14 protein-coding genes and 2 tRNA genes are annotated in these 12,999 nt (G+C 49.4%); 10 read left to right on the top strand and 6 right to left on the bottom strand.

Annotation, left to right across the window (positions count from 1 at the left end):
- The first annotated feature begins 120 nt into the window (after positions 1-120).
- Positions 121-197: transfer RNA gene (locus AC07UY_RS18445), tRNA-Asp, on the top strand.
- A 163-nt stretch (positions 198-360) separates the two neighbouring features.
- Entirely contained in the window at positions 361-1,164 is an 804-nt protein-coding gene (dkgB, locus tag AC07UY_RS18440; RefSeq protein ID WP_494701675.1) for a 2,5-didehydrogluconate reductase DkgB, read from the top strand.
- Here the strand turns inward: dkgB and yafC are convergent.
- Positions 1,161-2,072 carry a DNA-binding transcriptional regulator YafC gene (yafC, locus tag AC07UY_RS18435; RefSeq protein ID WP_494701676.1) on the bottom strand — a complete coding sequence of 304 codons (912 nt, stop codon included), beginning with the start codon at positions 2,070-2,072 and terminating at the stop codon, positions 1,161-1,163. The two genes, dkgB and yafC, sit on opposite strands and share 4 nt — an antisense overlap.
- 104 nt (positions 2,073-2,176) lie before the next feature.
- On the opposite strand from yafC, the gene AC07UY_RS18430 reads away from it, so the two are divergent.
- From AC07UY_RS18430 to AC07UY_RS18420, 3 genes are all read left to right on the top strand, one after another.
- On the top strand, positions 2,177-3,352 hold the full coding sequence (locus AC07UY_RS18430; protein WP_494661122.1) for an MFS transporter: 1,176 nt from the start codon (positions 2,177-2,179) through the stop codon (positions 3,350-3,352).
- 131 nt (positions 3,353-3,483) lie between these two features.
- A complete protein-coding gene (locus AC07UY_RS18425; protein WP_494661121.1) occupies positions 3,484-4,284 on the top strand; it encodes an endonuclease/exonuclease/phosphatase family protein in 801 nt (266 codons plus the stop codon).
- A gap of 74 nt (positions 4,285-4,358) precedes the next feature.
- Positions 4,359-5,126 (top strand): class I SAM-dependent methyltransferase, encoded by a 768-nt coding sequence (locus AC07UY_RS18420; RefSeq protein ID WP_494661120.1) that lies wholly within the window; start codon positions 4,359-4,361, stop codon positions 5,124-5,126.
- 47 nt (positions 5,127-5,173) lie between these two features.
- Here AC07UY_RS18420 and mltD read toward each other — a convergent pair whose 3' ends face one another.
- Positions 5,174-6,538: a murein transglycosylase D gene (gene mltD / locus AC07UY_RS18415; protein WP_494661119.1), complete on the bottom strand. Its 1,365-nt coding sequence runs from the start codon at positions 6,536-6,538 to the stop codon at positions 5,174-5,176.
- Positions 6,539-6,609: 71 nt separating this feature from the next.
- A complete protein-coding gene (gloB, locus tag AC07UY_RS18410) occupies positions 6,610-7,365 on the bottom strand; it encodes a hydroxyacylglutathione hydrolase (protein ID WP_494701677.1) in 756 nt (251 codons plus the stop codon).
- A 32-nt stretch (positions 7,366-7,397) separates the two neighbouring features.
- Here gloB and AC07UY_RS18405 point away from each other — a divergent pair, with 32 nt between their 5' ends.
- Entirely contained in the window at positions 7,398-8,120 is a 723-nt protein-coding gene (locus tag AC07UY_RS18405) for a class I SAM-dependent methyltransferase (protein ID WP_494661117.1), read from the top strand.
- Here AC07UY_RS18405 and rnhA read toward each other — a convergent pair.
- Positions 8,117-8,584 (bottom strand): ribonuclease HI, encoded by a 468-nt coding sequence (gene rnhA, locus AC07UY_RS18400; RefSeq protein ID WP_494661116.1) that lies wholly within the window; start codon positions 8,582-8,584, stop codon positions 8,117-8,119. The two genes, AC07UY_RS18405 and rnhA, sit on opposite strands and share 4 nt — an antisense overlap.
- Positions 8,585-8,650: 66 nt before the next feature.
- Here rnhA and dnaQ point away from each other — a divergent pair, with 66 nt between their 5' ends.
- Positions 8,651-9,382, top strand: a complete 732-nt coding sequence (gene dnaQ, locus AC07UY_RS18395) for a DNA polymerase III subunit epsilon (RefSeq protein WP_490468546.1) — start codon at positions 8,651-8,653, stop codon at positions 9,380-9,382.
- 133 nt (positions 9,383-9,515) lie between these two features.
- Positions 9,516-9,592, top strand: a tRNA-Asp gene (locus AC07UY_RS18390).
- A 257-nt stretch (positions 9,593-9,849) separates the two neighbouring features.
- Here the strand turns inward: AC07UY_RS18390 and AC07UY_RS18385 are convergent.
- Entirely contained in the window at positions 9,850-10,368 is a 519-nt protein-coding gene (locus tag AC07UY_RS18385; RefSeq protein WP_203358837.1) for a hypothetical protein, read from the bottom strand.
- 1 nt (position 10,369) lies between these two features.
- Positions 10,370-11,158, bottom strand: coding sequence for a winged helix-turn-helix domain-containing protein (locus AC07UY_RS18380; RefSeq protein ID WP_276292766.1), 789 nt, complete (start codon positions 11,156-11,158; stop codon positions 10,370-10,372).
- 642 nt (positions 11,159-11,800) lie between these two features.
- Between AC07UY_RS18380 and AC07UY_RS18375 the strand changes: the two genes are divergently transcribed.
- Both AC07UY_RS18375 and AC07UY_RS18370 read left to right on the top strand, forming a co-directional pair.
- Complete coding sequence (locus AC07UY_RS18375) at positions 11,801-12,349, top strand: fimbrial protein (RefSeq protein ID WP_203358835.1); 549 nt, start codon at positions 11,801-11,803, stop codon at positions 12,347-12,349.
- A 21-nt stretch (positions 12,350-12,370) separates the two neighbouring features.
- Complete coding sequence (locus AC07UY_RS18370; RefSeq protein ID WP_494701678.1) at positions 12,371-12,967, top strand: fimbrial protein; 597 nt, start codon at positions 12,371-12,373, stop codon at positions 12,965-12,967.
- Positions 12,968-12,999 lie beyond the last annotated feature (32 nt).

The following is a 12,999-nucleotide window of genomic DNA, read 5'->3' as shown; positions in this document are numbered from 1 at the left end:
AGAAGTGAAACGCCGTAGCGCCGATGGTAGTGTGGGGTCTCCCCATGCGAGAGTAGGGAACTGCCAGGCATCAAATTAAGCAGTAACCGGAGTATTCCGGTAGTTGTAGAAAAATTCGGTGGAGCGGTAGTTCAGTTGGTTAGAATACCTGCCTGTCACGCAGGGGGTCGCGGGTTCGAGTCCCGTCCGTTCCGCCACTTATTAAGAGCCCTGAGTTAACACTCAGGGCTTTTTCTTTATCTGCGATTTGGTTATTGCTAAATTCGCAAAAATCTTCTGCGTTTTACCCTCTTTTTCCTCATATCTGCCACAGCGATAATCGTCCTCTGCTAATGAACAGCATTAATAAAGAGGAATTCAATGACAATCCCTGCATTTGGTTTAGGTACTTTTCGCCTGAAAGACGACGTGGTCATCGCATCCGTAAAAACCGCTATTGAGCTGGGTTATCGTGCTGTCGATACCGCACAAATCTATGATAATGAAGCCGCAGTCGGCCAGGCAATCGCAGAAAGCAACGTATCGCGCAGCGAACTCTACATCACCACCAAGATCTGGACAGAAAACCTGAGCAAAGAGAGGCTGATCCCAAGCCTCAAAGAGAGCCTGAAAAAACTGCGCACGGACTATGTTGATTTAACCCTGATTCACTGGCCGTCACCTAATGATGCGGTGTCAGTAGAAGAGTTTATGCAGGCGCTGCTGGATGCGAAAAAACAAGGTCTGACGCGCGAAATTGGTATTTCGAACTTCACTATCCCACTCATGGAGAAAGCGATTAGCGCGATCGGTGCCGGAAATATCGCAACGAACCAGATCGAACTCTCTCCGTATCTGCAAAACCGTAAAGTGGTGGAATGGGCGAGCGAACACGGTATTCACATTACCTCCTACATGACGCTGGCTTATGGCAACGCGTTGAAAGATGAGACGATTATCCGTATCGCGACGAAGCATAACGCCACTCCTGCTCAGGTGATTCTGGCATGGGCGATGGGTGAAGGTTATTCAGTGATCCCGTCCTCAACCCGGCGTGAAAACCTGGCAAGCAACCTGCAGGCGTTGGATCTGCAACTGGATGCCGAGGACAAAAAAGCGATCGCTGCACTGGATTGCAACGATCGTCTGGTGAGTCCGGAAGGACTGGCACCGAACTGGGATTAACTCACCTGCGTGCGGGTGGCAATGCTACCCGCATGTTCACTGAGAAAATCGATAAACGCGCGAATACGCGGGCTGACTGCCTTATCGCTGTAGTAAACCGCACTAAACGGCATCTCGATCGGAACACGATGTTCGGCGAGCAGTTCAACAAATTCTCCCCGCTCCAGCTCCTTCGCAATCATATAGTCTGACAGACACGCGATCCCGTTGCCGCTAAGGCACAGCTGCTTTATCGTCTCTCCGCTATTAGAAGAAAGCCCGCTGGTAATCTCATGAAGCTGCCCATCGCAGCAGGAGACCGGCCAGGTATTCAGCGTAGCCGGTTCGGTAAAACCTAAACAGAGATGATCTTTCAGATCGGCGACGGTTTCGGGCTTACCATACTGTGCAATGTAATCTGGCGAAGCGATAATTTTACGGTAGCTGGTAAACAGCGGACGAGCGCGAAGACTTGAATCGCTTAATGCACCGGCGCGGATCGCCACATCAACCTTCCTCTCGATAAGATTGATAAACGTCTCCGAGGAGACCAGTGAAAGGGTTATTTCCGGATAACGTTCGCGGAATGGCTTGATCAGCGGTGTCAGAAAGTTAAGCGTCACCGGTGTTGCGGCATCTATACGCAGCAATCCACGTGGGGTATTGCGCGTTTCCATAATCTCCGTCTCGGCGGCGGCCATTTCCTGCAATATTGACTGTACGCGCCTGAAATAACGCTCGCCTTCCTCTGTGAGGCTTAACTGGCGTGTTGTGCGGTTAAGCAAACCCACACCCAATTTCATTTCCAGTTTTTTGACGGCACGACTAACGGCAGAGTTAGCCTGGCCAAGTTGTTCTGCGGCGCGGCTGAAGCTACCACTTTCCACCACAGCAACAAAAATCGCGAGTTCTTCTGATGTTGCTTTCATTTTTGCACCTGAAGCAAAATTATATTGAGATTTTGGATATTTTTGTCATTAAAGCACCACTGCATACTACGTGTCATCTACTTAGTGATGATATGGAGTGACTTATGCCGTTAGCGTTACTTGCACTGACAATCAGTGCCTTTGCAATTGGCACAACCGAATTTGTGATAGTGGGTCTGGTGCCTACCATTGCCGAACAACTGGCGATCTCGTTGCCTTCTGCGGGATTACTGGTCTCAATCTACGCTCTGGGGGTCGCGATCGGCGCTCCAGTGCTGACAGCATTAACCGGACGTTTACCGCGTAAACAGTTGCTGGTTGCATTGATGGTTCTGTTTACTGCCGGGAATATTTTGGCATGGCAGGCACCTGGGTATATGACACTGGTAGTCGCTCGTCTGCTGACGGGACTGGCGCATGGTGTGTTCTTCTCTATTGGCTCGACAATTGCGACGAGTCTGGTGCCAAAAGAGAAAGCCGCGTCAGCCATTGCCATTATGTTTGGCGGCTTAACTGTTGCCCTGGTAACCGGCGTTCCGCTGGGAACATTTATCGGTCAGCATTTTGGATGGCGTGAAACGTTTCTTGCTGTCTCAATGCTCGGTATCATCGCATTGATCAGCAGCCTGATTCTGATTCCGGCGAATATACCAGGCCGCGCTGCCGCGACGATGCGCGATCAGATTCGCGTTTTAACGCACCCGCGCCTGCTGATTATCTATGCCATCACCGCGTTAGGCTACGGTGGCGTGTTTACCGCGTTTACCTTTCTGGCGCCAATGATGCAGAACCTGGCGGGTTTTTCACCGGCAGCCGTGAGCTGGATTTTGCTGGGGTATGGTGTTTCTGTTGCTATCGGCAATATCTGGGGCGGCAAGCTGGCAGATAAGCATGGCGCAGTTCCGGCGTTGAAATTTATCTTTGCCGCGCTGGTTGTGTTGTTGATGGTCTTCCAGTTCACGGCATCAGTGCAATATGCTGCGCTGGCGACCATCCTGGTGATGGGGATCTTTGCTTTCGGCAACGTGCCAGGGTTGCAGGTGTATGTGGTACAAAAAGCGGAACAATTTACGCCCAATGCCGTGGATGTCGCTTCTGGTCTGAATATTGCGGCATTCAACATTGGGATTGCGATAGGGTCCATCGTGGGTGGGCAAACCGTACAGCACTTTGGTTTAGCGCAAACGCCGTGGATTGGCGCGGTGATTGTGCTGGGAGCCTTCTTACTCATGGGGGTCAGTGGCAGGCTGGATAAACCGTCACGCGTTGCCCTGGGCTAAGCTGTTGATGTAAGTGCTCGCTTACAAAACAATATGTAATTGTCCGTTGAAAGTGTGAGCTAAAATCCCTATAACAGAAGAACCAGTCCGGATCCGGGCTGGTTGACGTTATAGAGGTTTGAAAGTCAAAAGTGCGAAAAAACACCTATGCCATGCGCTATGTCGCCGGACAACCTGCAGAACGGATTTTACCGCCTGGGTCGTTTGCGAGTATCGGCCAGGCATTACCCGCCGGAGAGCCGTTAAGCAGTGAAGACCGCATTCGGATCCTGGTGTGGAATATCTTCAAACAGCAGCGTGCCGAATGGCTGTCGGTGCTGAAGAACTTCGGCAAAGATGCGCATCTTGTTTTACTGCAGGAAGCGCAAACCACGCCAGAGTTGGTGCAGTTTGCAACGGCGAACTATCTGGCCGCCGACCAGGTTCCGGCGTTTGTTCTGCCTCAACATCCTTCTGGCGTGATGACGCTTTCAGCCGCTCACCCTGTTTACTGCTGCCCACTGCGCGAACGCGAGCCGATCTTACGCCTGGCGAAATCTGCGCTGGTAACGGTCTATCCGTTGCCTGATTCGCGATTATTGATGGTCGTAAATATCCATGCGGTTAATTTCAGCCTGGGGGTCGATGTATACAGTAAGCAGTTACTTCCTATCGGCGACCAGATTGCACATCACAGCGGCCCGGTGATAATGGCGGGCGATTTCAATGCCTGGAGCCGCCAGCGCATGAATGCGCTGTATCGCTTTGCGCGTGAAATGTCGCTTCGTCAGGTGCGCTTTACGGATGATCAGCGCCGTCGGGCCTTTGGCCGTCCTCTCGATTTTGTCTTTTATCGTGGTCTGAACGTTAGTGAAGCCTCTGTACTGGTCACGCGCGCGTCCGATCATAACCCACTACTCGTTGAATTCAGTCCCGGCAAACCTGACCAATAGGTGTGTCAGGTCTGCCGTAGGGCAGGCCAGTAGCGGTGCTGCCCTTTACCTCCCAACCAGAAAAGGGCAATACAATGACAACACACTCTCATCATGACAACGTCGAAAAACAGTTCGGTTCGCAGGCGAATGCCTATTTAACCAGTGCCGTACACGCCACTGGCCGTGATTTACAGCGTCTGGCGCAAAGACTGTCTGCATTTCCTCTGGCTCACGTTCTGGACATGGGGTGCGGAGCGGGGCATGCCAGTTTTATTGCCGCGCAGGCTGTGCAGCGCGTTGTGGCGTATGACTTGTCCTCGCAAATGCTGGAAGTGGTTGCGCAAGCTGCGAGTGAGAAAGGGTTAAGTAATATTTCTACGCGGCAAGGTTATGCCGAAAAGTTACCCTTCGACGATCACGCGTTTGATGTGGTTATCAGCCGTTATTCAGCCCATCACTGGCATGATGTTGGCATGGCGCTGCGTGAGGTGTACCGTGTATTGAAACCGGGTGGCAGACTGATAATGATGGATGTGATGTCGCCAGGGCATCCGGTTCGTGACATCTGGTTGCAGACGGTTGAAGCGTTGCGTGATACCTCGCATGTGCGGAACTATTCAAGCGGCGAGTGGCTGTCTTTCATTAATAATGCAAATTTGGTCGTCGACACGCTGCTGACCGATCGTTTGCCCCTGGAATTCAGCTCATGGGTAGCACGGATGCGCACACCGGCCGCATTAGCACAAGCCATACGCATGTATCAGGAGAGCGCATCGGGGGAGGTGAAGGGCTACTTTGCGTTGCAGGAGGATGGTTCCTTTACCAGCGACACCATCATGATTGAAGCGTGTAAAGCGTAAATAAAAAAGGCACCGGGGGAATCGGTGCCTTTTTCACATTATGCTGATCAGGAGTCTGGCATACCGTTGTTTTTCACAAACAACGTTAGCTGATCGCCGGGCTGCAGATTATCCGTATCGTTGTTCCAGCGCATCACATCTTTGATGTTAACGCCGTGACGTTTAGCGATGCTCGAAAGAGAATCCCCTTTACGCACACGATAGGTAATACTGTCACTGTTGTTAGCCAGTCGCTGCGCGCTAGTGCCCGCGCCAACCGTCAAACTTTGCCCAACTTTCAGGCTAGAACCACGCAGATTGTTCCACTGCTTCAGATCGCTTGCTTTCACGCCAAGACGCGAAGCGATGCCCGAAAGCGTGTCGCCAGAACGAACCGTGTAGTTACGGCTGTTCAGTGGCGTATTATCTGCAACTAACGTTGACTGTACTGCCGCAATTTCGCCGGAAGCCAGAGATTCACGCAGTTGTGCTGCATGCTTCTTTGGAATCATCACGTATTGCGGGCCGCTTGCACCCAACGTGGAGCCTTTCACGCCAGCATTAAACGTCTTTAGCTTGCTGACGGAAATCCCCGCCATATCTGCAACCTGCGCCATTTCTACCGGGCTGCTCAAGCGAACACGCGCCAACGCCCGACTTTCGTCTGTCGTAGGCAGACGCACGCCATAGCGTTTGCTGTTTTTGAGAATATCGCTCAAAGCCAGCATTTTTGGCACGTACTGCTTCGTTTCCTGAGGTAATGGAAGTGACCAAAAGTCCGTCGCTTTGCCACGAGCTTTGTTCGCTTTCATCGCCTTCATAACGCGACCTTCGCCGCTATTATAAGCCGCTACGGTCAACAGCCAGTCGCCGTCAAACATTTTGTTCAGACGTTGCATCATGTCCAGCGCCGCCGTTGTGGATGCCACAACATCGCGACGAGCATCATAACTGCGCGTCTGTTTTAAACCATAATTGCGCCCCGTGCTCGGAATGATCTGCCAAATGCCAGCTGCATTGGCGCCAGACGTCGCGTGAGGATCAAAAGCGCTCTCCACTATGGGTAGTAGTACCAGTTCCATAGGCATGTTACGTTTTTTAACTTGCCCGGCTATCCAGTACATATACGGCTCTGCCCGTAAAGTTACATCGTGGAGATAGCTCTTATTGCGTAAATATTTCTGTTTCTGTTCGCGAATCCGGTTATTTTCCGGAATTCCCATCTTTAGCTCGTCACCAATGAAAGCCCACAGGTCTTGATCCGGCGCGATAGACGTCCCATCGTCCATCCATCGAGCCTGACTCGTAAACTTTCCTGCTTCCCCTTGACCAGCTGCAGAAAGGCTCTGTGCGTGCTGTTGAACACCAGCGTTCTGAGACGACTGGCACCCCACGAGCAGGACAGAGGCGAGTAAAATCGCTTTTGCCTTCATGTGTGTGTCAATAGTTGCTTAAAAGACGACCGATCATAACGGCGAAGTTTGCGAATGACAAGTAGGAATTGTCAGAACCTGTCTTTCTTTGACCTTAACCAGGCAAAACGCTCTTCAGGGTGTTGCAATATTGTTTCTTTGTTTATTTCATTAATTAAATCAATATCTTCCGTTCTTAGAAAAATATTGTTTTGCCGCTCATTTTTCAGAGTAACGGGTAGTGTCATTTGGTTTTTTGCGCGTAACTCATTAACTTTACGATAATATTCATTAATGAACGAATCGTGCGGTAGGATGCTGAGTGCAAACTTAATATTTGATAAAGTATATTCATGGGCACTACACACCAATGTATCATCAGGAAGCGCACATATTTTTTTAAGTGATTGATACATTTGAATTGAAGTGCCTTCAAACAAACGTCCACATCCCCCTGAAAACAGAGTATCCCCGCAAAATAGATAAGGGTGGCTAAAGTAACAGATATGTCCTAAAGTGTGACCCGGTGTGGCAAATACACTAAATTCATGCCCTAAAATGAAGGCAGTTTCGCCATCTTTGACTACCTGGGTCGTTCCCTTATCTTGTGTCTCTGCCGGTCCGTAAACCACAATTTTAGGAAAATGCTCACGGAGTTCTTTCACGCCGCCAACGTGATCCTGATGATGATGAGTGAGCAAAATCGCTTCCGGTTGCCAGTTATGCTCCGCAATCGCATCCAACACCGGTTTTGCGTCACCGGGATCGACAATCAGGCAACGTCCTTCATTATTACTAAGAACCCAGATGTAATTGTCCTGAAACGCGGGAATACTGTTAAGATTCATAGATTACCTCTCAAACGTAGCGGAAGGTCGTGATGAAACCGGCAAGGATCCCTCAAACTGCTATAGCACCTGAATGCTGGGGCGATCTGCCCTGGGGTGAGTACTATCGTGAGGCGCTGGAACAACAACTTAACCCGTGGTTCGCTAAAATGTATGGTTTTCACCTGCTTAAGGTCGGTAATTTAAGCGCAGAAATCAACTCGGAAGCGTGCGCTGTCTCCCACCAGGTAAATGTTTCCGCACAAGGTTCGCCGGTCCAGGTTCAGGCCGACCCATTGCATCTTCCCTTTGCCGACAAATCTGTTGATGTGTGTTTGTTGGCGCATACGTTGCCCTGGTGCGCAGATCCGCATCGTTTACTGCATGAAGCCGATCGTGTGTTAATTGATGATGGCTGGATTGTGTTAAGCGGGTTCAATCCTGTGAGCCTGATGGGATTACGCAAGTTGGTGCCGGTATTACGTAAAACGAGCCCCTATAACAGCCGAATGTTTACGCTTATGCGTCAGTTCGACTGGTTATCCCTGCTGAATTTTGAAGTGTTACACTATAGCCGCTTTCACGTCTTGCCCTGGGCAAAGCAGGGCGGGAAGCTGTTGAGTGCGCATGTTCCGGCATTGGGTTGTCTGCAGCTTATTGTCGCGCGCAAGCGAACCATTCCGCTTACGCTTAACCCAATGAAACAAAATAAAAACACAGCGCGGATTCGACAAACTGTCGGTGCGACCCGCCATTACCGTAAACCCGACGTCTAAGCTTCCGGCTGATACCCGGTGTCTTTCTGAGTGGGATTCATTGCGGCGGCACGTGCAAGCTCATCGCAGCGTTCGTTTTCCGGATGGCCGGCATGGCCTTTTACCCATTCCCATTTAATTTGGTGCTGGCCCAACGCCGCGTCGAGGCGCTTCCAGAGATCAACGTTCTTCACTGGTTTTTTATCTGCGGTTTTCCAACCACGTTTTTTCCAGTTGTGGATCCATTGCGTAATCCCCTGGCGGACGTACTGACTGTCCGTACTGAGCACAACGTTGCAGTGCTCCTTCAGTGCTTCCAGCGCGACAATGGCCGCCATCAACTCCATGCGGTTATTCGTCGTGAGGGTATACCCTTCGTTGAAGGTTTTTTCGCGGCCGCGATAGCGTAAAATAGCGCCGTAACCGCCAGGCCCTGGATTGCCGAGACAAGAACCATCGGTGAAAATTTCTACCTGTTTAAGCATCTCTGGTAGACTTCCTGTAATTTGAAATCGAACTGTAAAACGACAAGTCTGACATAAATGACCGCTATGAGCACTGCAATTACACGACAGATCGTCCTGGATACCGAAACCACGGGTATGAACCAGATCGGCGCGCACTACGAAGGGCACAAGATTATTGAAATTGGTGCTGTCGAGGTGGTCAATCGTCGTCTGACGGGGAATAACTTCCACGTCTACCTTAAACCTGACCGGCTGGTGGACCCGGAAGCGTTTGGGGTGCACGGTATTGCAGATGAATTTTTGCTCGATAAACCGACGTTTGCCGAGGTAGCCGATGAGTTCCTCGATTACATTCGGGGCGCTGAACTGGTTATTCATAACGCGTCGTTTGATATCGGCTTTATGGATTATGAATTCAGTAAACTCCATCGCGACATCCCGAAGACGAACACCTTCTGCAAAGTGACCGATAGCCTGGCGCTGGCGAGGAAGATGTTTCCTGGCAAGCGTAACAGCCTCGATGCATTGTGCTCACGTTATGAAATAGACAACAGCAAACGAACCCTGCACGGCGCATTGCTCGATGCCCAGATTCTGGCCGACGTTTATCTGATGATGACGGGCGGTCAAACGACGATGGCTTTTACGATGGAAGGGGAAAGCCAGCAGCAGCAGGGTGAGGCGGGGATCCAACGCATTGTTCGTCAGGCGGGTAGGTTACGCGTTGTTTTAGCCACTGATGAAGAGCTGGCGGCGCATGAGTCGCGTCTTGACCTTGTTCAGAAGAAGGGCGGAAGTTGTCTCTGGCGAGCCTAGTTTGCCTTTTTACGCGCTAAAAATAACCTCTCGGGCGATTTTTACAGCAAACGATTCGAAACGTGAGAAAAAGCGTTGACGAGATGCGAAGCAATCCGTAATATTCGCTTCGTTCCCAAGCGGAACACAACGCGGAGTGGTAGTTCAGTTGGTTAGAATACCTGCCTGTCACGCAGGGGGTCGCGGGTTCGAGTCCCGTCCATTCCGCCACTATTCAGAAGGCCTGAATCAGAAATGATTCAGGCCTTCGTCGTTTTCATATTTGTATTTTCCCCCGGTATGCCATTCCCCTTTGGTTTGTTACCTTCCTCCTGGAGCCGCTCACCGATCTCTCCCTCAACACAATTGTTGCGCTTTCGTGGAGTAGACTCTCGCCCGACGACTTCCTGCCAGCGAACACGGCAGGGAAGGCGCCGGTAAATACAGCACACCATGTCATCTTTAATCTGACGAAGATTACTGAGCGGTTAACCTGAAAAGCGATTCATCACGCAGGCTAAGCGGGGTGAAAAACTATCACCGATAATGATCGTTTCTTTATTAATGCGTTTCAGCATGTACAGTTTGTCGACGCGTTTGTAGGCGTCGAAAAAAAGATAATCGATTTCATCTGCTGCATCATCATCGGGGGCTTTTTCACGTCCGTCGGGGGTGAGGGTGAAAACGCCTGCGGTATGGCCGAGTGGGCTGGCGTAGCGAAAGAACAGTTTACGGTCAACAGTGAACTCGCCCTCATCGCTTTTGAACTTCCCTTGTACTGACAGTGAAAGGTGCCCGGAGTTGTAGCTGGTTATCAACAGGATCCCATTGAGTACCTTTTTCGAGTTATGGACGTCGAGTATCGACGTGAATTCCGAAGAGCAGGAAAAACTGATCTCTTTTTTCTTCGCATCTCCGGTAATGATGAGGAAGGCGATAGCCGCCAGCCCACAAATGGTAATCACGACTGACCACAATAAAGGAGAGTGATCGCTTTCCGGCTTCATATCATTCCTCATGATGACGATACAGGCTGGCACAGTGGTAATAGCCGAGGTTAAGACCGCATTCAGCAGCAAACGACCAGTCAATCAGGTTATGGTTGCTCGACCAGGTATTGAGATAGAGATCTTTCGTGTGTGAACAGTCCGGGTTAATGCCAACGGACTGGAAAATATCCCGCGCCTTCTTTTCGGTAATGGTATCGGTGAGGGCATTACCTAAAATATGCACACGGCATTTCTCATAGTTGATCGTCCTGAGAATAGAAGCATCCGTCATGTAGATTTCATTAGGTATCCAGGTCAACCAGGCCGTCGCCAGCACAGCAATGCCGGTAATTAATGCGGTTATCGCAACAGGCCATCGGTTATGCTTCTTCTTCTTTTGTGCCGGCATCGAGGTGGGAGTTTTGTCAGGAATCTGTACCTCTTCCCGTTGCTGAATATTGATACTGACATCGCCCATTCGAAATCCCATACGGGGAATCGTCACGATGAATTCTGCAGGGTGTCCCGTTGACGTTATTGCTTTGCGTAGAAATGAAATATGCTGGTTGAGATTAGCATCTGTCGCTCTGGCTCCATTGCGCTGGAAAACATTCAGCAGAATCTCGTCGCGCGTGGAAATCTCTTTACCATTTTGCAATAAATACAGCAGTAATAGTGATGCTACATTATTCAGTGTGGCCGTTTCACCAGAGGTTAGGTCTTTTAGCGTATTTTTATGCGGTCTAAAAATAAGGCCATCACCGATAATTACGGATTTGATTTTTTTTATTGGTATATGAGAAATCACTGATGTCTCCTTTAAGGCAGGAAATCTCGCATTCGAGTGGTTAAGGCAATAGCATAACATAATTCATTTATAAAAAATGGTTGTACCAAAGAACGTTTTTTTAATGTTTTCATAACAATATTTTAATATCCTTTTCTGAAATTACAAATTCTTCTTCTCGTCTTCGCTATCTTATTGTCATGGCTCACATTTGATATCCATTGTCATTTTTACAAAATATTCATAAATACTTTTTTTTATCATTTAAGCTAAATTAAAAAATACAGAACAGATAAAAATATTATAAATAATATAAAAAGTAGTGTTTTATGCTGGTTTTTGTGTTTTGTTTGGTCTGTTTTTCGTGATTGATCCGTTCAGTGGCTGTGAAACAACACGATTCCCTGAGTTTGATGGAGAGCAGGTTTTCTCGTTGTCTCATTTTTTCAAGGACTTAATATAAACCCCGAAACAGCGTGAACGGCTGTGGAGGGTATTCCGTATGTAATGCCTGTGAAGTTCAAAATAAGGAGTAGCTTGAGAGGGATTATCTGCAAGGAAATGCACCGCTGCTACCTGAATATCAGGATTTCCCAGACAAAAATCGTCTGCGGGAATAGAACGTCGAAATAACCAAAAATAGATATAAGGTTAAGATTTAATATGAAAATGAAAAACGTGGCTATGGCCTGTGCGCTGATGGCGGGAATGACTTTTACTGCCGCTTCTAGTTTTGCTGCTGAGAAGGTAGAACCGACTAACGGTAAAATTCATTTCACCGGTTCTTTGGTGAATTCCGCATGCGGTCTGGCTCCTGAATCTAGCCCAGTACAGGTAAATTTTGGCGAGATCCCGACGTCTCAGTTAAAAGACAATCAGCGTGCTGGTGTTAAGCATGCCAAAATCGTTCTGCAGGGTTGTGATACGACAGTCGCGAAAACCGCTACCGTGACCTACACCCCGGCAACAATTGACAAGGACAACAACGCGCTGGCTGCATTCACCTCTGGTACTGCGCAGGGCGCGGGCATCGGTATGATTGACAGCGGCAACCAGGAAGTGAAATGGGGCGAAGCCGCTTCCGAGGTCAACATCACCGACGGCGAAACCGATATCGATTTCGTGGCTTACCTGCAGGCGAGCAACGCCTCTGCAGCGGTGACTCCAGGTGATTTCGAATCCACCGTTAATTTCCAGATCGACTATCAGTAATGATCTGCTGCGGGCGCATTATTGCGCCTGCTTAACCCTTCCTGCGATTCACTGAAAGGAAATGCGGTTATGCCTGGATGGCGAACGTTACTGCTTTTTATCTTTATATCGCCTGCATGGGTTATGGCTGGCACAGATCATATCGCCAGTACGCCCGGCAAAATGCGGATGCGGGGAAATATTATTGAGGCTGCCTGCTATGTCGATCCGCGGGACCGCTCGCTGCTGGTCGAATTTGACGACCTCTCCGCCAGGGATATTTCCGGGAAGCCCGAAAAAGTCTCGGCGCACGATTTCAGTATTCATTTGTTGGGATGTTCATTAGGGGATTCTCAACACCCAGGGAATGTGTTTCAACGCGCCAATATTACCTTTTCCGGCGCATCCGATCGCGATAATCCCGATTATCTGAGCGTGCAGTCGGAAACTGAAAATTTAGCGATAGAAATATATGACAGCAAAGGACAGCAAATTCATCTGGGCGAACCATCACCGGACTATGCGCTTAACCCAGGAAAAAATACGCTCAATTTTACGGCTTATTTGATCTCCCGCGACGGACGAATGACATCCGGTGAATTTACCGCGGCCACGCATTTTGTTGTGAATTATCTCTGAGCTGCACTGGCAATTCGGGTATCTGAAGGTTT

The organism is Citrobacter sp. GW821-FHT02E08 (genome assembly GCF_059421685.1).
The sequence above is the reverse complement of the archived record's forward strand: the minus strand, read 5'-3'. Positions and strand labels throughout refer to the sequence as shown.